The sequence below is a fragment of the Mycobacterium shottsii genome (assembly GCF_010728525.1).
Classification (GTDB): domain Bacteria; phylum Actinomycetota; class Actinomycetes; order Mycobacteriales; family Mycobacteriaceae; genus Mycobacterium; species Mycobacterium marinum.
Genome location: NZ_AP022572.1, coordinates 2,472,410 through 2,492,244, shown reverse-complemented (window position 1 = coordinate 2,492,244; position 19,835 = coordinate 2,472,410). Strand labels below are relative to the sequence as shown.

The window sequence follows — 19,835 nt, the reverse complement described above, 5'->3', positions numbered from 1 at the left end:
GCCTCGATCATACGAAGCATGCCAGAGGCTAAATACACCTATGCGCCCTGGCAACAAATTGTATGCAACCTAGTATTTTTTCAAAACCAATCTCAGTTCCGCCCGTAGTTGCGCTGCCCGCCGAACTATCAGAGGCACATCTTCGGGGCACGGACCGGAGGCTCTGTGGACCACAGAGCAGCGGAAAATCCCCGCGTTTGGAAAGCCCATTCAACCCATCCCCGGTGGGCACCTCTCCGCGTGACCACAACCAGTGGTGACGCAACCCAAACCGTGCGACGGGTGCACCCAGGCACGGAATTTCAGCATAAATTTTCTGTTCAGAGCGCCCTTTGACATCACACCGGAGCCGGCAGACGGAGCAACGCAACCACCGGGTATCGACAACCCGCCTAACCCCGAGACTGGCTTCCCCGCCCGATGGGCGGCCATGCGCGCCCATCAATGAGACATTCATGTCTTATATTAAACAGTTTCAACCCCGGCCGCGACAATTTTTGTTCACATTTTGAATTCGAGTCGACCTCTAGAGAATCGCGACATATGCTCTGGGTCGTCCACAGAAGTTTTCCGCAGATGCTCGAAAGCCAGGGCGGCCCCGGCCGCCCAGGCAAAGGTCGATGAGATCTTTGCCTGCTATTGCCGGTGAGGCTGGTTACGGAAAGTCTGGACGCATAGCTTTCCAGCTTGCATGGGTGTCATTTCCCGCTTGCTATAGGTAATATCGGAGGTTGATCAGTGGGGCCACGGCAGGGCGGATTGCCTTTAACCCGCGGCCAGCTGGGCATCTGGCTTGACCTGCAGATCAACGGTGCTGGGCCGCGATGGAACATCGCGAATTTTGTCGTGATCGATGGCCCGATAATTCCGCACATTCTCGAAACGGCCATACAGCAAGCGTTGCAGGAAAGCGATTCACTCAGAGCTGTTTTCTTCGAAAAAGATGGCGAAGTTCTTCAGCACATTGACCCCGGCGATGACGTTGAAATGCCGTTTTATGATCTTCGCTCATATGGCGACCCGGTCCTAGAGGCCTACCGGCGTGCATTACTGAGCCGAAATCAGCCCATGGCACTCGACGAACGCTTGCACAGATACGCTCTATACCGGGTCGGTACCGACAAATTCTATTTCTATTCCTGTTTCCATCATCTCGTCAGTGACGGATTCGGCTTGATGGTTCACTGCAACCGGATCGCTATGATCTACTCAGCCCTGGTCGCTGATGCTCCGGTTCCTCCGAGCTTTGTCGGTTCCTTGCAGGACCTCATCGCCCTCGAGACCACCTACGAGAGCTCGCCCGACTACGACAGCGATCACAACTATTAGGCGGATCATTTGCCCGCAAAAGATGTTGATTACCGCTTCATCAACCCCCTAGACGACAACACCGAAAGCGACGGCGTTTCCGCGCCGGTGCAGCTGAATCCCGCGATCGTCACCGGGGTGCAGAAACTTTGCCGGGCGCTAGGAGTGCGCCGATCTGCGATATTAACCGCGGCGTGCGCGCTGCTGGTCGGAAAGTGGTGCGATCACCACTCTGAGGTTGTCATCGATTTCCCGGTGAGCCGCCGTGTCGAACCTGAGTCAATGACCTTCACCGGGTTGATGGTGGGCACTGTCCCGTTAACGTTGACCTCCACACCGGGATCCAGCATCGCCCAGTTCTGCAGACACACCCATGCCCGGATCGAAAAAGCGGTGCAACATCAGCGATTCCCCGTAGAAACCCTGCAAAACCAAGACCACAGGCGCATGCGCGCGCAAGCCAACGCCGGCCTGGCAGTCAATTTCATCCCCAGCACCGCGACCCACCCGTTCGGGCAAGCCCCGGCAACAGCCATCTGTATTGCCTTCGGCGGTGTCGCCGGTTTCGGAATCTACTTCCAAAACAACGGTCACGAACTACTGGTGAGTACCCAAGGAACCGGTGACCCCGCGTCAGACTTTGCGACTACCGAAGTCTTGGCACAACGCCTAGAACAAATCTTGACGGCGATGATCGACGATACCGACCGGTCGGTCTCCGCAATCGATCTACTCACCGACACCGAACACACCCAACTGCGCACCTGGGGCAACCACCCCACCCTCACCGCTCCCACCACCACGGCGGTGTCGATTCCGGCCGCCTTCACCAGCGTGGTCGCCGCTCACCCCCACGCCCCGGCCCTGACGTTTGAGGGCCACACCTGGACCTACCACGACCTCGATGCGGCCAGCACCCAACTCGCCCACCACCTACTCGACTACGGTGCTGGGCCGGGTGCGGTCGTTGCGCTGCTGCTACCGCGCAGCGACCACGCCATCCTCGCCATCCTGGCCATCCTCAAAACCGGGGCCGCCTACCTCCCCATCGACCCCCACCACCCCCACGCCCGTATCGCGTTCATGCTCACCGACACCACCCCCGCCGCCGTGTTGACCACCACCGAACTGACCACCCACCTCCCCACCAGCAGTGGTGTTCCGGTGATCACCCTCGACACCCTCACCAACCTCGATGACTACCCCACCACAGCGCTGCCCCCACCCAACCCCCACGACCTGGCGTATCTGATCTACACCTCCGGCACCACCGGAACCCCCAAAGGTGTGGCCATCACCCACCACAACGTCACCACCCTGCTCACCGACCTGCAGCTGGACATCGCTGTAGACGGTGTCTGGTCGCAATGGCACTCCTACAGCTTCGATGTCGCGGTCCTGGAAGTCTTCGGGGCCCTGCTCCATGGTGGGCGGCTGGTCGTGGTGCCCGAACAGGTCGTTCATAGCCCCCCAGACCTGCACCAACTACTCACCGACGAACACGTCAGTGTGCTCAACCACACCCCTTCGGGGTTGGGGGCGCTGAGCCCCCAAGGCCTCGACGAAGTCAGCGCTGTCATCTTGATCGGTGAGGCCTGCCCAGCAGAGCTGGTCGATCAGTGGGCCCCGGGGCGAACCCTGCTCAACGCCTACGGCCCCACCGAAGCCACCATCTACCTCACCGCCGCACCCCCGCTGCACGCCGGCGAGACGGTGGTGCCCATCGGCGCCCCGGTACCTGCTGCGGGGTTGTTTGTGCTCGATGGGTGGTTGCGTCCGGTGCCGCCGGGGACCGTGGGTGAGTTGTATGTGGCCGGTGCCGGGGTGGGTGTCGGCTATTGGCGCCGGGGTGGGTTGAGTGCGGCCCGGTTTGTGGCGTGTCCGTTCGGGGCGGCGGGGTCGCGGATGTATCGCACCGGTGACCTGGTGTGTTGGGGCCCTGATGGGCAACTGCAGTATGTGGGCCGCGCTGATGAGCAAGTCAAAATCCGTGGTTACCGCATCGAATGCGGCGAGGTCGCCGCCGCCTTGGCCGCCCTCGATGGGGTGCAGCAGGCGGTGGTGATCGCCCACACCGACACCGGCCAGCCCCGGCTGGTGGCCTACTACACCACCACCATCGGTGGCGGTGGGATCGATACGGCTTGGCTGCGTGACCGGTTAAGTGAGGTGTTGCCGGCGTATATGGTTCCGGCCGCGTTCATGGTGATCGACGCGTTGCCGTTGACGGTCAACGGCAAACTCGACCGCCGCGCTTTGCCCGCCCCCGACTACACCACTAGCGCGCAGGCTTATGTTGCGCCGCAGGGACCGGTGGAAGAAACCCTGGCCAGCCTCTACACCCAAATCCTCGGTAGTGACCGGGTCAGCGCCGCCGACTCGTTCTTCGAACTCGGCGGAGACTCTCTGTCGGCGATGCGTTTGATCTCCGCCGCCAACACCACCCTGCACGCCGGTCTGCGCGTTGCTGATGTGTTCGAAGCCCCCACCATCACCGGGCTAGCACAACGTGTCGGGGCCGACCCGGTCGCTCAGCTGCCGTTGGTCGCCGGCCCCCGCCCGCCTCGGGTGCCGTTGTCGTTTGCCCAGTCCCGATTGTGGTTTCTTGAGCAGCTTCAAGGCCCCTCGGCGGTCTACAACATCCCGGTCGTCCTGCACCTGCACGGGCCCCTGGACACCGAAGCACTCCGATCCGCACTCACCGATCTGATCACCCGCCACGAAACCCTGCGCACCCGCTTCAGCACCACGAGCGAGGGGATCGGCTACCAAGACATCCTCACCCCCGACCAAGCCGAAATCTTCTGGCAGGTCGTGGATGCCCAGGGTTGGACACCCCAACACCTGCACACCGCCATCAACGAAGCCACCAACTACCACTTCGACCTAGCCGCCGAGATCCCGATCCGCGCCACCGTCTTGCACACCGCCGACCACCAGCACGTGCTGGTACTGCTGATCCACCACATCGCCGCCGACGGCTGGTCGCTGGGCCCGCTCGCCCGCGACCTCGACACCGCCTACACCGCCCGCACCGCCGGACACCCACCGGCCTGGGTGCCATTGCCGGTGCACTACACCGACTACGCCCTGCGGCACCACCAACTCCTCGGCGACCCCCACGACCCGGCCAGCGTGCTGGCCACCGACCTGCACTACTGGCGCCACACCCTGGCCGGACTCCCCGAACACCTGCCCCTGCCCACCGACCGCCCCTACCCCCCGATCGCCGACTACCGCGGCGCCAGCCACCAATTCAGCTGGCCCCCCGAACTAACCACCGCAATCCACACCCTGGCCCACACCCACCACGTCTCGGTCTTCATGGTCATCCACGCCGCCCTGACCGTGGTCCTAGCCACCCTCGCCGACACCAACGATGTGGCCATCGGCGTCCCGATCGCCGCACGCACCCACCCCCACCTCGACGAACTGATCGGCTTCTTCGTCAACACCCTGGTCCTGCGCACCCACACCCACCCCGCAGACACCCCCACCGACCTACTCGCCCACATCCGCGAGGACAGCCTGACCGCCTACCAACACCAACACGTCCCCTTCGAACTATTGGTCGAACACCTCCACCCGACCCGCTCCCGCACCCACCACCCCCTCATCCAGGTCATGCTCGCCTTCCAAAACCACCCCTGGACCCAACACGACACCACCGGCGCCGAAATGCGCCTGGGTGAGGCCCGGATCAGCCCCTACCCCGTCAGCACCCACACCGCCCGCATGGACCTGGTCATCTCCCTGACCGAACACCCCACCAGCCCCGACACAGCACCGGCCCTGAACGGCACCATCGAATACCGCACCGACGTCTACAACCCCACCACCATCAACACCCTGGCCACCCGCCTGCACCACACCCTGCACACCTTCACCACCCACCCCAACCAACCCCTGCACCACCTCGACCTCCTCACCGACACCGAACACACCCAACTACGCACCTGGGGCAACCACCCCACCCTCACCGCTCCCACCACCACGGCGGTGTCGATTCCGGCCGCCTTCACCAACGTGGTCGCCACCCACCCCCACACCCCGGCCCTCACCTTCGAGAACCACACCTGGACCTACCACGACCTCGATACCGCCAGCACCCAACTCGCCCACCACCTCACCACCACCCACGGGGCTCGAGCGGGTGCAGTCGTCGCGCTGCTACTACCGCGCAGCGACCACGCCATCCTCACCATCCTGGCCATCCTCAAAACCGGGGCCGCCTACCTCCCCATCGACCCCCACCACCCCCACGCCCGTATCGCGTTCATGCTCACCGACACCACCCCCACCGCGGTACTGACCACCACCGAACTCGCCCAACACCTCCCCCACACCCCAGCCATCACCACCCTCACCCTCGACACCCTCACCAACCTCGATGACCACCCCACCACCCCACTACCCCCACCCAACCCCCACGACCCCCACCCAACCCCCACGACCTGGCGTACCTGATCTACACCTCCGGCACCACCGGAACCCCCAAAGGCGTGGCCATCACCCACCACAACGCCACCACCCTGACCACCCAACTCGATCTCGACATCCCCACCGCCGCAGTCTGGTCGCAATGGCACTCCTACGCCTTCGACGTCTCCGTCTGGGAAATCCTCGGCGCCCTCCTCAGCGGCGGACGGGTCGTGGTCGTACCCGAAAACATCGTCACCTCACCCGAGGACTTCCACGCCCTGCTCATCGACGAACACGTCAGTGTGCTCACCCACACCCCCTCAGCATTAGCCCAACTCCCCGATCACGGGTTAGAGGCAACCACCGTCATCACCGTGGGAGAGTCCTGCCCGATCGACCTCGCCCACCACTTGGCCACCGGGCACACCCTGCTCAACGCCTACGGCCCCACCGAAACCACCATGTGCACCACGATCAGCAACCCCCTACACCCCGCGAAGACAGTGGTGCCCATCGGCGCACCCGTGCCCGGGGCCGGGGTGTTCGTCCTCGACAGCTGGCTGCGCCCAGTCCCCCCCATCCAAACCCTGCGCACCGGCACCGGCACACCCCTGTTCTGCATCCACGCCACCAGCGGCATCAGCTGGCCCTACCAAACCCTCGCCAACCACCTCACCAACCCCCTCATCGGCATCAACCAAACCCTCAACACCGACGAAACCCCACCCCACACCCTCCAAGCCATGGCCCGCAACTACGCCACCCGCATCCAAAACACCCACCCCACCGGCCCCTACCACCTCCTCGACTGGTCCTACGGCGGCGTCCTCGCCCACCAAATCGCCATCGAACTACACCACCGCGGCCACACCGACACCCGACTCATCCTGCTCGACTCACTACCCACCCTCGACACCAACACCAACCCAACAACCACCCCCCGAAACGACCGCCAAACCCTGCAAACACTGCTCGGCCACCACCACACCACCATCCCCGACGACCAGCTACACCACCTCACCACCAACCACAACAACAACATCACCCTCTACCAACACCACCAACCCCACACCTACAGCGGCCCCACCCTGCTCATCGCCGCCGAACACACCCCACCCCCCAACCACCCCACCTACGAAAGCACCCACACCAAAGCCGCATACCTCCTCCACGCCTGGCAACCACACCTCACCGGCCCCACCACAACCCACTCAACCAACTGCACACACCACCAACTCCTCCACCCCAACCACACCCCCACCTACACCAACCACCTCAAAAACCTCCTCCAATGACACACACAAATCACCCAAGAAGACATCTGCGAAACGGCGTGTGCGCGTCTTACCGGATCCTAGGGTTCGGCTCAACCATCTATAGCGACAACGTGTTTCGTGATGGCGCGGATCATTGGGCCCAGCACCATGATCGACACCGAACGAGTGCTCACCGAGATCGGGGTCCAGCCGATCTCCTATGCCACCGTCAAGCGGCGGATGCCGATCTAGGCCCAACGCCGGTGGCGGCAAACCTTGGCTACGGCCAGCGTCCGTCGTGGCGGGTGGGGACCCGCACGGTCAAGATCAAGGCCGGCGACCACACCCTCACTGCTGCCGACCCGTCCTCCAATTGAGCCAACTCGGAGCTCGGTGCACGAGGCGCTGCGCGACCTGGCTCAGGCCAACAGCATTCACCGTCAGCTGATGTTGTCGCTGGTCCGAAAAACCGCTTAGCGCGCGAGATCCGAGCTGTTGTCGGCAGGCGCACTGGGCGATTGTCGCGCCCGCCGCAACCGGCAGACTCCCACGACCGCGAGCACCCCCGCCAGGGTCGCCAGGGCCAGGGTCAGCACCAATTGCTGCGGGTGATAGATCACCGACGTCGTGACGGATTGACCTGCGGTAACGGGAGCGACCGCCACCGTTGAGGTGGTCTGTAGCCAGCTCGCCGCGGTGGCCCACACCGCGACGAGGGCCAGAGCCAGCTCAATCACGGCCCGGTTGCGGGGGTTCACAGTGCCGTCTCGGCGTCGTCGCCAGTGTCGCGGTCGACCTGGGTAGGCCCGACTCGTTCCTGCACCAATGGAGTCAGCGCCGCACGCAGATGGCGATGCCGACGCGCCCAGGCCTGCGCGGTGCGTCCGCCGGTGAGCTTGATGCCGATGCCGACCCGGCCGCGTGGTACCCCGACCAACTCACCAAGCGCCCGCCCCGACTGCCACTTGGCCAGCGACTTTCCAGATGCGACGGAGTTCTCGGGTTCGGGGAACACCCTCACGATTTCGGACACCAGGATGGTCTCGGTGCCCTGACGTAGGGATTCTTCGGTCAGCTCCACCGAGGTGTGGATTCGCGCCGCCTTCACCTGAATGCCGACGAATACCGACACCAGGACCAGGAAGATCACTGGGGTGATCAACTGGATGCCGGCACCGGTGGACTTCTCGATCAAGATCAACGACAGCGCCGAGAACGGGCCGGCCAGCAGCCAATACCAAGAGGCGCCGGATTCGTAGAACAACGTCTTGGGTTCCCCCGCTGATGTCATGTGAGCCTCCGTCACGACAGCCAACTCGCTGCATCGGCGGCCCAATAGGTGAGCACGATATCGGCCCCGGCACGCCGGATGCTGGTCAGCGACTCCAGGGCCGCGGCCCGCTGGTCGATCCAGCTGTTGGCCGCCGCCGCACAAATCATCGCGTACTCCCCCGAGACCTGATAGGCGGCCACCGGCACCGGGGAAATGTCTGCGGCCGCGGCGACGACGTCCAGATACCCCAAAGCGGGTTTGATCATCACGATGTCGGCACCTTCGTCCAGATCCAGCTCGAACTCGCGCAGCGCCTCCCGCATGTTGCCCGGTTCCTGCTGGTAGGTGCGCCGATCCCCGGACAGGCTGCAGCTCACCGCTTCTCGGAAGGGGCCATAGAACGCCGAGGCGAACTTGGCCGCGTAGGCCAAAATCACCACGTCGGCGTAGCCGGCCTCGTCCAGCCCGTCGCGGATCGCACCCACCTGGCCGTCCATCATCCCGCTCGGTCCCACCACATGGGCGCCGGCCTGCGCCTGCGCGACCGCCAATTCAACGTAGCGGGCCACGGTCGCGTCGTTGTCGACACGGCCCCGGTCATCGAGCACCCCGCAGTGCCCGTGGTCGGTGAACTCGTCCAGGCAGGTTTCGGCCATCAGCACCGTCGCGTCCCCGAGATCCTTGGCCAAGTCGCGCAGGGCCGCGTTGAGAATGCCGTCAGGATCGGTACCGGCCGAGCCGACTGGGTCCTTCGACGTGTCACGGGGCACCCCGAACAACATCAGGCCGCCCACTCCGGCGGAAACGGCGTCCGCGGCGGCGCTGCGCAGCGAATCGCGGGTGTGTTGCATCACCCCCGGCATCGACGCGATCGGGCGCGGTTCTTCGATACCGTCGGCGACGAACATCGGCAGCACCAAATGCCTTGGCTCCAAGGAGGTTTGCGCTACCAAGCGGCGCATCGCCGCGGTCGAACGGAGCCGGCGCGGCCGCTGCCGCGGGTAGGCGCCCATCAGTGGCGGCCCGCCACTAGCATCCCTCCGCGTGCACCACTAGCGCCGGCGACTCTTCTTGCGAGGCGGGGGCAGGGCTCCTTCGGCGCGCAGCCGGGCGGCGTGCTCGGCCAGCGCGTCCACCAGCGGGCCCACCGCGGCGGTCTCGGGTTGGACATCCACCCGGAGCCCGAACTCGGCGGCCGTTTCGGCGGTCTTGGGTCCGATGCAGGCGATGATGGTCCGCGCGTGCGGCTTACCGGCGATACCGACCAGATTGCGCACCGTAGAACTCGAGGTGAAGCAGACCGCGTCGAAACCGCCCGTCTTGATCATCTCGCGGGTGGCCGCCGGCGGCGGAGCGGCCCGCACCGTGCGGTAGGCCGTCACGTCCTCGATCTCCCAGCCACGCTCGCGCAGCCCCTCGGCCAGCGTCTCGGTGGCGATGTCAGCGCGCGGCAGCAACACCCGGTTGACCGGATCGAAAATGCTGTCGTAGGGCGGGAATTCGTCCAGCAGGCCCAGCGAGGACTGTTCCCCGGCCGGGACCAGCTCCGGGCTGATCCCGAAAGCGCGAACCCGATCGGCAGTCGACTCGCCCACACAGGCGATCTTCACTCCGGAGAACGCCCGGGCGTCCAGGCCGAACTCGCCGAACTTCTCCCACACCGCGCGCACGGCGTTGGTGGAGGTGAACACGACCCATTGGAACCGGCCGTCGACGAGGCCTTTAACCGCGCGTTCCATCTGCGCCGGGCTGCGCGGCGGTTCGACGGCGATCGTCGGCACCTCGACCGGCAGGGCACCGTAGGACGTCAGCCGCTCGCTCATTTCGCCGGCCTGGTCTTTGGTTCGGGGTACCAACACGGTCCAGCCGTACAGTGCCCGGCTCTCCCACCAGTTCAGCTTGGCGCGATTGCTCACGGTCTTGCCGATGGTCACCACCAGCGGCCCGGTCAGCGGGCCGGCAGGGTCAGTTCCGCCCAGGATGGCCGGATCGGTCAGCCCCTGCAGGGTGGTTTCCACCGAGCGCTGTTGGCAGGTGGTTCCGTGCGCGGTCACCACGCACGGCGTTGTGTCCGCCAGCTCGTGCTCAACCAGCGTGCGGGCCGCGTCAGCCAGATGTGACGCGGTGGCCTGCAGGATCAGCGGACCCGGTGCGGCGGCCAGCGCCTCCCAGTCCACGTCGCCACGCACGTCGGCAACCGTGTGCGCGGAGCCCAGGGGCAGTCCCGCATAGGTCGGGACCGCGCTGGTTGCCGCCAGACCGGGCAGGATCTCGATCTGCAGGTGGCTGCGGGTAATGGCGTTGAACTCGGCGATCACCGCGTCCACCGACATCGGGTCACCGGCCACCAAACGCACCACGTCGGCGCCCGAACGGGCTTCGGCGGTCAGCGTTTTGGCAACTTCGGTGGGATCACCCAGCGCCGGGCGGATGTCCGGACCACTAGAGACCACCGCCGAGACCGCCTGGTCGGACTCACCCTCCGCGGGGCCGCCGGACGCAGCGTCAGCATTGTCGGCCACTGCAGTCGCGGGCGCCGGCCCGGAGACGGGCGGCAGATCGTTACCGATCAGTGCCAGCACCGATTCAGGCACATCGGGGTCCGTGAACACCAGGGCGGCGTTCGCCAGTACCGCGGCGGCCCGTGTGGTCAACAGACCCGGGTCACCTGGGCCAGAGCCCACATAAGTAATGCGGCCCGGCCTCGGCTTGCGCCCTCGCGTCATCATTGTCGCTCCCAAGTCACTCACTCAACTTCCTTGCGGGGAATTGCCCTCTCCCCACATCAGCTCTCGAGCGCCCAGCTCGAACAGCTCCGCGGCAACGGCGAGCCCAAGCTCCCGTGCCCGACCGGAAGTGCCGATTCCGGACGCGCGGATCACGTCGGATCCGTCCAGTGCCGCCACGCAGCCGCGTAGCGACAGCTCTTCGAAAACCCGTCCCTCCTCGTCGATGGACTCGACCACCTCAGCGATCGCACCCACCGGCGCGGAGCAACCAGCCTCCAGTTCGGCGAGCAGGGCTCGCTCGGCGGTGACCGCTGCCCGCGTGTCGGCGTCGTCCAACTCCGCCAACACTGTTGTCAGCCGACTATCGCCGGCTCGACATTCGATCGCGAGCGCACCTTGAGCAGGCGCTGGCAACATCTGTACCGGCTCCAGCGTCTCGGTGACGTCGTCGAGACGGCCCAGCCGGGCCAGCCCGGCCCGAGCCACCACGATGGCGTCAAGATCACCATTACTTACCCTGTTCAACCTGGTATCTAGGTTGCCTCTTAGGGGGCGGATTTCCAAACCGAGACCCAATGCTCTAAGCTGCGCGGCCCGCCGCGGCGACGAGGTTCCCACCAGCGAACCGACCGGCAATCCCCCGAGCACCAGCCCGTCGCGGGCGACAACTGCGTCGCGGGGGTCCTGTCGTGGCGGAATGGCCGCAATGGTGAACCTGGGGTCCTGGGCGGTTGGCAAATCTTTGTGCGAGTGCACAGCGGCGTCGACGCGGCCGTCCTCGATAGCCTCGCGCAGCGCGGTGGTGAAAACCCCCACACCGAGAGTTTCGATCGGCGCCGAGGATCGATCGCCGAGCGTGCTTATGGTGACCAGCTCGGCGGCATGGCCATTGGCGATGAGAGCGTCTCTAACGGTCGCAGCCTGGGTGGTGGCCAGCAGGCTGCCCCGGGTGCCTATCCGGATCACGTGCGCCAATCAGCTACTCGGCGGAAGGGTTGGGGGCAGACGGGGTCGGGCCGGCCGACGGGCCATCAGCGCCCTGCGGGCCGGCTCCGGCATCCAATCCGCTTGAAAAGACGGGCAATTCGCCGGCGGTCGCTACGGCGTCGACAGCGGTCTGGTCCAGTTGGAACAGCTCGCGCAATGCCTCGGCATAGCTGTCGCCACCAGGGGCACTGGCCAGTTGTTTGATCCGCACCGTCGGCGCGTGCAGCAGCTTGTCGACCACCCGTCGCACCGTGCGGGCCACCTCGTCGCGTTCGGCGCTGTCCAGCCCCGGCAGCCGGTTGTCCAGGCGCAACAATTCCGCCTCGACCACGTCCGCGGCACGCTGGCGCAGCGCCGTAACGGTCGGAGTGACTTCGGCCATCCGCTGCCCCGCCAGATAGCCGGCGACTTCGGCCGCGACAATGTGGCGGGCCGCAGCAACGTCGGCGGAAGCGGCATGGGCCGACGGTTCGCGTTGCACCCGCTCCACGTCGATCAGCCAGACACCGGGCAGCCCGGCCACGGCCGGGTCGACATCGCGGGGCATCCCCAGATCACAGATGACCAGGGGCCGGGTCGTCTCGTCGCGGCGTGCGGTGGCCAGCGCGTGGTGCACGTCGGCCAGGGAAACCACCGGAGCCACCGCCCCGGTGCAACTGACCACCACATCTGCGTCGGTCAGCACTTCGGCCAGCCGGTCCAGTGTCCGGGCTTCGGCGAGCACGCCCGACTGCCTGATCTTGCCGGCCAGCCGCTGTGCACGGGCCAGCGAACGGTTCAGCACGTGGACTTTGCCGATGCCGGCCCGGGTCAGATGTGCGCTGGAGAGCGCCCCCATCGACCCCGCTCCGATGACCACGGCGGTCTTGGCGCCCAAACCGCCCAGCTTGCGTTCGGCTATGCCCAGCGCGACCGACACCACCGAGGCACCCGCGGCGTCGATCGAGGTCTCCGAGTGCACCCGTTTGCCCACCGACAGCGCGCGCTGGGCCAGCTCGTGCAGCACCCGGCCGACGGTGCGGTTGGCCTCGGCGGCGGAGTACGAACGGCGCACCTGGCCGAGCACCTGCTGCTCGCCGACCACCGCCGAATCCAGTCCGCTGGCCACCGCGAACAGGTGCTCGACGGCCGCCTCGCTATAGCGCACGTAAGCGTGTTTGGTCAGCTCCCCCATCGACATACCGGAGTGATCGGAGAGCACCTGTCCAATCGCCGACAAACCGCCGTGGAACGCCTCGACAACGGCGTATACCTCGACGCGGTTGCACGTCGACAGCACCATGGCCTCGGTGACCAGCGGCGACTGCAGCACCCGGTCGACGATTTTGACTTGCTCGGACTCGTCGATGCTGAGTTGTTCCAGGACGGAGACCGGCGCACTACGGTGCGAAACCCCGAAGAGCAAGATGCTCACGGCAGCATCACCTGGCCCGCTCCCTTGCGTCTCGAGAAAGTGAACTGCTCTCTACGGTAGACGCTTGGTAGTTGGGCTACCAAATAATCGACTAGGTCCTGTCTGCTAATTGCGGACGCGGTGGTAGGTGATGATGGCGGCCAGGGTGACACCGCCGAGGTAGGTCAGGGCGTATTTGTCGTAGCAGGTGGCGACCGCGCGCCAGTGTTTGAGCCGGTTGAAGCTTCGCTCGACGGTGTTACGGTGCTTGTAGATTCGGCCTGAGAACCCCGGAGGCCGTCCTCTGTTGCGGCCTTTGGCTTTGCGGCGGGTGATCTGGTCGCTGCGCTCGGGGATGGTATGGGCGATCTTGAGCCGGCGCAGCTGTGCCCGCGTCGAGTCATAGGAGTACGCCTTGTCCGCCAGCAGGCGAAACGGGGCGTATGAGTTGCTGCACCGGGCGGCCAGCAATGGCCAAAGCATCGGATTATCACCGGCTTGACCGGCCGACAGTGCCAGGGTGACCGGACTGCACAGCTGGTCGGTCAAGGCGTGGATCTTGGTAGTCAGCCCGCCGCGGGAACGCCCAATGGCGTGGTCATCGGGCTCATCGAGATATTTCTTGTAATTCGACAGATCCCCCTGTGCGGCGCCCGGAGCGCGCTCCGGCTGCGTGTCGGTGGGCGCGCACACTGGTCGAATCGACCGACAACAGTGCGCCCAGGTCGGCGTCCTCGGCGTCGAGGTCAGAGGCGATCGCCGCGAAGATCCGCGCGTAGATGCCATCGACCGACCAGCGTAGATGCCTCTCGGCCACCGATTGCCAGGGACCGAAGTGCTCGGGCAGGTCACACCACGGAGATCCCGTACGGTAACGCCAGATAATGCCCTCCAGAGTACGTCGATGATCGTTCCACGGCCGGCCACGCCGCCGCCCCGCAGGCAACACCGCCACGATCAGCGACCACAAATCATCAGAAATCGCATGCATCCGCATCACCCAAACAGCATCAGCCAAAACACCATTCACATTAAGCAGACACGCCCTAGACGGGTATGGGCTCCTCAGCTGGCCAGGTCAGCCCGCAGCCGGGGTTCGTCGACTTCCCAGTAGCTGTGCTCGCGCCCATCCAGCAGAATCACCGGCAGCCGGTCGCCGAACTCGGCCCGCAATTGTGCGTTGCCGGCCGACGCGGCGACGTCGACATCGGTGCTGACCAGGCCAAAGTCGAGCTCACCGGCCAACTCGGCCAACTGCGCGTGCACTCGCAAGCAGATCGCGCAACCATCGCGGGTCAATAGCTCCACCTGCCGGCGATGTGTTGGCTGTGTCATGGGTATCAGTGTGGCAGCTCACCTGACGGCTGAATTGGCGCACGTCCGGCGACGGTGACATCGCTGCTGTTCGGCGTGCCCGGGGCACCAGGTTCGGGAAGGCGATGGCCCTCTGGCGACTTGTTCTCCGGCGACAGCAAGAGCGCACGAACCAGACTGCGGGGTCCCGACGGCCGCAGCATTTGGCTGGCCGGGCGCGGGCGAACGAGTTGCGGCCACCAGAACCAACGGCCCAGCAACGCCGCGATGGACGGCGTCATGAACGAGCGCACGATCAGCGTGTCGAACAGCAGGCCCAATCCGATGGTGGTGCCGATCTGCCCGATGATCCGCAAGTCACTGAACACGAACAGCGACATCGTCACAGCAAACACCATTCCGGCGGCTGTCACCACGCCTCCGGTACCGGCCATGGCACGAATGATCCCGGTATTGAGGCCGGCGCCGATCTCCTCTTTGAGCCGGGAGATCAGCAGCAGGTTGTAGTCCGATCCCACCGCCAGCAGCAGGATCACCGACATCGCCAGCACCATCCAGTACAGCTCAATGCCGAGGATGTCCTCCCAGACCAGCACGGATAGGCCGAACGAAGACCCCATGGAAAGCAGCACGGTCCCGACGATCACCGCGGCGGCCACCACGCTTCGGGTGATCAGCATCATGATGATCACGATCAAGCTGATCGCGGCCACGCCGGCAATCAGCAAATCGAAGGTCGCACCCTCGCTGATGTCCTTGAACGTCGCCGCGGTGCCGCCCAAATAGATCGCCGCACCCTGCAACGGGGTGCCCTTGATCGCCTCGCGCGCCTCCTGGTTGATCGACGCGACGCGCGAGATGCCCGCTGACGTCGCGGGGTCGCCGTCGAGCGCGATGATGAACCGCGCCGCCTTGCCGTCCTTGGACAGGAACATCTTCAGACCACGTTGGAAATCCGGATTCTTGAAAGCCGACTCCGGCAGATAGAACGAATCATCGATTTCGGCCGCGTCGAACACCCGCCCCATTGCGCCGGGATCCTTGCTGCCCGAGTCCTGTTGCTCGTAGAACGACTGCAGTGTGCCGTGCCAGACGAGCAGCATGTCGCGCATGATCGTCATGGTGTTGATCATCGGCGGAATCTGCGCACGCATCTTGGGTAGCAGCGTGATCAGCATGTCCATGTCTTTGACCAGATATTCCAGCTTTTCACTCAGCTGATCGACGCTGTCGAACATGTCGAATATCTGCCTTATCGACCAGCACAACGGGACATCGAAGCAATGCTTTTCCCAGTAGAAGTAGCTGCGAATAGGACGGAAGAAATCTTCGAAATTCGCTAGGCGATCCCGTAAACCGTCGGTGATATTCGACATGTCATGCGTGAGATGATCCATGTCGACGGTGTTGTCGATAACCTCGCCCATGAGCTGATACATGGTGTCGATGGTGACGTTCATCGCCTGCACCTGGATCAACATGTCATCCATTCGCGCTTTCATGAACTGCATGTTCTCGGTGCTGGAAACGCCCTGCATGCTGATGATGAACGGTATCGAAGTGTGCTTGATGGTCGTACCCAATGGCCGGGTGATCGATTTGACTTGTTCGATTCCTGGACTGTGGTAGATGTTCTTGGCAACTTTGTCCAACACCAGCATGTCGACCGGATTACGCATGTCGTGATTGGTTTCGACCATCAGCACCTCGGGGTTCAGCCGAGCCCGTGAAAAGTGCCGGCCGGCGGCCGCGGCCCCGACATTGGACGGCATGCTTGATGGCATGAATTTGCGCAGGTCATACGTTGTCTTGTAACTGGGCAGGGCAAGCAGGCCGATAGAGGCGACCAGGCAGGTTGCCGCCAGAACCGGTCCAGGCCAGCGCACAATCGCGGTTCCGACCCGGCGCCAGCGCCGCGTGTTGACGCGGCGTTTGGGGTCGAAAAGCTTGAAGGCGCTACCGACCGCCATCACGGCGGGTCCCAGCGTGAGCGCCGCAAAGACGGCGACGAGCATGCCGATAGCGCATGGCGCGGCGAGCGTTTGAAAATATGGGAGCCGGGCGAAGCTGAGGCAGTACATCGCGCCGGCAATGGTCAAACCGGAGCCCAGGATCACGTGCACGGTCCCGTGGAACATCGTGTAGAAGGCGGTTTCTCGGTCCTCGCCGGCATAGCGCGCTTCGTGATAGCGCCCGAGCATGAATATCGCGTAGTCGGTGCTGGCCGCGATGGCCAGGAGCACCAGCAGATTGGTCGCAAAGGTGGAGAGATTGAAAATGTTGTGGTTGGCGAGAAAAGCGATGGTTCCGCGAATTGCACCGAGGTCAATTCCCACCATGATCAGCACGAGAAATGCGGTGACCACGGAACGGTAGATAAAAAGCAGCATCACCGCGATCACCACGCTGGTTATCGCGGTCACTTTGGCGATACTTTTGTCCCCAGCCTCGGCCTGATCTGCATTGAGGGCCGACGGCCCGGTCACATAGGCCTTGAGGCCCGGTGGCGCCGGAGTGTTGTCCACGATATGGCGCACCGCATGGACCGAGGCGTAGGCCTCCGTCTCGTTCTTGCCGACGATGTACACCACGACATAGGCCGCTTTGTCGTCCGCGCTTTGCGATCCGGCCGCCGTCAACGGGTCGCCCCAAAAATCTTGGATGTGCGCGACGTGGCGGGGATCGGCCTTGAGCCTCTTCATCAGCTCGCTATAAAAATGGTGCGCCTCGTCGCCGAGTTTCTGGTCGCTTTCCAGCACGATCGTGACCGCATTGTCGGAGTCAAACTCACCAAACACCTGACCGACATGTCTGATCGCCTGAATGGACTCGGCGTCGCTGGGACTCATCGATACCGAATGCGCCTTCCCCACCACCTCCAACTGCGGAACGGCGAGGTTGACGATGGCGGTGTAGGCCAGCCACAACAACAGCACCAGCACCGCAAACCGGCGGATTGTCCGTGGCACAAACGGAGGCTTTGACGCCGGTGCGGTGTGCCCGTCGCTCATGCGGATGTCACCTGACAGAAGGTGAGGGCTTTGGGTCTGTTCACCGATCGCTGGTCCTTGACGGCTCCGTTGACCAGAATTCGGCAGCTGAGTTCTTCGGCATTGCTCTGCGCCAAGAGGTTCACGCTGACCGCGGGCAGCGAGGTCGAGACGGTTTGCGACCACGGCAGGGGCACGTCTGACAGTTGGCGCACGTGGGCGTCGGGGTCAAGGTAAGCGATCCGTGCGCTCGGGGCGGGGCCGTAGACCTCGTAGGTGACGTACTTCGGATTGAACTGCGGAACATCGGTATCCGCTGCCGCCTGGACAACGGGTTGCTCATGAACACCGAAAACGCGATGGAGCCGGTAAATACCAAGCCCGGCGACAAGGGCCACGCCCATGACAGCAAGCAGCAGCCACATTCGTCTCACAACGCTGGTAACCGGAATCATCCTCACCCTCGTGTTCCGCCACCGGGTCACAAAATCGCCCGCGCGACCAAAAACACCGGCCACGGCTGGACCCTTAAAAAGGGGCTCGGCTGAGACCGCCCATCACGCGGGCCTGTACCGCCCAATATTCTCCATATGCGTCGCTATCAGATATCTCGTTGCGCTAACTAGCGTAGACGCTAATGGCGACCTGCTGAAGCATTTCGGATTTCCGCACGCGGCACCTCGCGCGCGGGATTTAGGTGCAACCCAACGGCTTGCCCGATGGCAACCGCTGTCTGCCGGCCCGGCTTGCGGCGGCCGTCACGTCCAGGTGGCACTTCCCCAGCCATCGGCGCTTCGCGCTAGGCCCCAAAATGCCTCGACGGGGCTATCAACCGTCGCTCCAAGCACTGCGCCGGAAGCGGCATCGGATTCGCAGCAGCCCCAGCCGCTATCGATGGCCCGCACTGCCCCACAACGCGTTCCACGCGTATTTCAGCGGTCCGTGAATTAGCCATCGGATGTCACCGCCGGATGAATTAGGGAGCGCAATGATTCGGGGGCAAGGTTGACGATTCAACGCTTGTAGAACACACTGTTCAGCGTCTGCGACAGGGCGCTCGGCCAACCCTAAAAAATCCGGGGTCATCGGTCGCAACTCAATTGGGCGAAAGGCACAACAGCGATGCGTGTATCGACCGACCATCGAGTAATCACCAGGTGGGCACCAAAGTCATGCTACCGCGCGGCGGCCGACGATTTCTTGGCAGCGGCAATTAGCCTCGGTTTTCTGGACTCCATTGCCATCTGTGGCTCACTGGCTAAAGACGATGTAATACCCGGATGGAGCGACCTGAATATCGTGTGCCTCGCCCGAGACGATGCGCCACGCGGGGAGACGCTGGGGGAACTCAACCGCATCGTCAAAGACCTCACCGAGCGCACCGCCATCGGAATTGGGTTTGACCTCGTGTGGCGCACAGAATTCGACCGGTCATCAAAAATCGGCGGTCGACCACTGGCGATAACGTACGAAGTCGCTCAATGCGGAGAGTTCCATATCAACCCGGCACCGTTTGCTGCCGCCGCGCCGATGCAAACCGTCGTCGAACAACTTCGACAGGAACGCGCTGTACTGCTGCTCGCGGAGATGCATAACTGGCGGCGGGCATGCTTTGCGGACGACGAGCCCGAAACCAACAATCTCGCCGTGAAGACGCTTCTGAAGATGCTCAAGCAATGCGTCAGCCCCTACCCCGGGAGTTGCTTCACCCATGCCGCGGACCTCACCCGGCTGCCGCGAGACATCCCTGACATCGCTCGCGAAGCATTCATGATGGCGGTGGAGACACGCGCCACGTGGGGGCAGAATCGCGACAACGACCATGCCCGATCCGCAATCCTGAGCCTGCTGTTGACCGAAATCGATGCGCTCGATCTCATCGGGTCTTTTTATTCGCCTCAGTCATCAGAAAATTGATGCCGATCTATTTCTATCGGCGATACGAAAGTGCATGATAGAACGACCACCCGCCAGCGAGCGAGCGACGGAGCCCATCGGACTCCTATCGGTGCCGCAAAAATATGCCGGACCAAAAAGCAGTTTCCCGTCGGCCGACCTCTTCCACTGAATGGCAGGTCCCGAAGTTTTTTCGGCACCGAAGTTCTGGAATCACGCTTTCACGTCTTGGCATGATCGTCTCGGACATACGGAATCGAGACATAT

General features: G+C 63.8%; 12 protein-coding genes and 3 pseudogenes. 5 read left to right on the top strand and 10 right to left on the bottom strand.

The window, feature by feature from the left end; translation table 11 throughout:
* Positions 1–738: 738 nt before the first annotated feature.
* From G6N41_RS29545 to G6N41_RS28485, 4 genes and pseudogenes are all read left to right on the top strand, one after another.
* A pseudogene (locus G6N41_RS29545) lies at positions 739–1,704 on the top strand (condensation domain-containing protein); the annotation flags it as partial.
* 51 nt (positions 1,705–1,755) lie between these two features.
* Positions 1,756–5,775 carry an amino acid adenylation domain-containing protein gene (locus G6N41_RS11685; RefSeq protein ID WP_259594283.1) on the top strand — a complete coding sequence of 1,340 codons (4,020 nt, stop codon included), beginning with the start codon at positions 1,756–1,758 and terminating at the stop codon, positions 5,773–5,775.
* Entirely contained in the window at positions 5,763–7,025 is a 1,263-nt protein-coding gene (locus G6N41_RS29540) for a non-ribosomal peptide synthetase (RefSeq protein ID WP_321573809.1), read from the top strand. Before G6N41_RS11685 ends, G6N41_RS29540 begins: the two co-directional genes overlap by 13 nt.
* A pseudogene (locus tag G6N41_RS28485) lies at positions 7,001–7,304 on the top strand (IS1634 family transposase); the annotation flags it as partial. The gene G6N41_RS29540 and the pseudogene G6N41_RS28485, both read left to right, overlap by 25 nt.
* 155 nt (positions 7,305–7,459) lie before the next feature.
* Here the strand turns inward: G6N41_RS28485 and G6N41_RS11680 are convergent.
* From G6N41_RS11680 to G6N41_RS11635, 10 genes and pseudogenes are all read right to left on the bottom strand, one after another.
* The gene (locus G6N41_RS11680) at positions 7,460–7,744 is read right to left on the bottom strand and encodes a hypothetical protein (RefSeq protein WP_198967436.1); all 285 of its coding nucleotides are present in this window, start codon (positions 7,742–7,744) and stop codon (positions 7,460–7,462) included.
* Positions 7,741–8,277, bottom strand: a complete 537-nt coding sequence (locus G6N41_RS11675; RefSeq protein WP_198967435.1) for a DUF3093 domain-containing protein — start codon at positions 8,275–8,277, stop codon at positions 7,741–7,743. The genes G6N41_RS11680 and G6N41_RS11675 overlap by 4 nt, the downstream gene beginning before the upstream one ends.
* An 11-nt stretch (positions 8,278–8,288) precedes the next feature.
* Positions 8,289–9,272, bottom strand: a complete 984-nt coding sequence (gene hemB / locus G6N41_RS11670) for a porphobilinogen synthase (RefSeq protein ID WP_198967434.1) — start codon at positions 9,270–9,272, stop codon at positions 8,289–8,291.
* A 39-nt stretch (positions 9,273–9,311) separates the two neighbouring features.
* Complete coding sequence (locus G6N41_RS11665; protein ID WP_198967835.1) at positions 9,312–10,985, bottom strand: bifunctional uroporphyrinogen-III C-methyltransferase/uroporphyrinogen-III synthase; 1,674 nt, start codon at positions 10,983–10,985, stop codon at positions 9,312–9,314.
* 24 nt (positions 10,986–11,009) lie between these two features.
* Entirely contained in the window at positions 11,010–11,954 is a 945-nt protein-coding gene (hemC, locus tag G6N41_RS11660) for a hydroxymethylbilane synthase (protein WP_198967834.1), read from the bottom strand.
* Between the two features lie 13 nt (positions 11,955–11,967).
* Entirely contained in the window at positions 11,968–13,389 is a 1,422-nt protein-coding gene (locus tag G6N41_RS11655) for a glutamyl-tRNA reductase (RefSeq protein WP_012392779.1), read from the bottom strand.
* Between the two features lie 105 nt (positions 13,390–13,494).
* Positions 13,495–14,368, bottom strand: a pseudogene (locus G6N41_RS11650) (IS5 family transposase).
* Positions 14,369–14,433: 65 nt separating this feature from the next.
* Positions 14,434–14,703, bottom strand: a complete 270-nt coding sequence (locus tag G6N41_RS11645; RefSeq protein WP_198967433.1) for a glutaredoxin family protein — start codon at positions 14,701–14,703, stop codon at positions 14,434–14,436.
* Between the two features lie 5 nt (positions 14,704–14,708).
* Complete coding sequence (locus G6N41_RS11640; RefSeq protein ID WP_198967833.1) at positions 14,709–17,693, bottom strand: MMPL/RND family transporter; 2,985 nt, start codon at positions 17,691–17,693, stop codon at positions 14,709–14,711.
* Positions 17,690–18,133 carry an MmpS family transport accessory protein gene (locus tag G6N41_RS11635; protein ID WP_231609001.1) on the bottom strand — a complete coding sequence of 148 codons (444 nt, stop codon included), beginning with the start codon at positions 18,131–18,133 and terminating at the stop codon, positions 17,690–17,692. The genes G6N41_RS11640 and G6N41_RS11635 overlap by 4 nt, the downstream gene beginning before the upstream one ends.
* 661 nt (positions 18,134–18,794) lie before the next feature.
* Between G6N41_RS11635 and G6N41_RS11630 the strand changes: the two genes are divergently transcribed.
* On the top strand, positions 18,795–19,589 hold the full coding sequence (locus tag G6N41_RS11630) for a hypothetical protein (RefSeq protein WP_198967432.1): 795 nt from the start codon (positions 18,795–18,797) through the stop codon (positions 19,587–19,589).
* Positions 19,590–19,835: the final 246 nt, after the last annotated feature.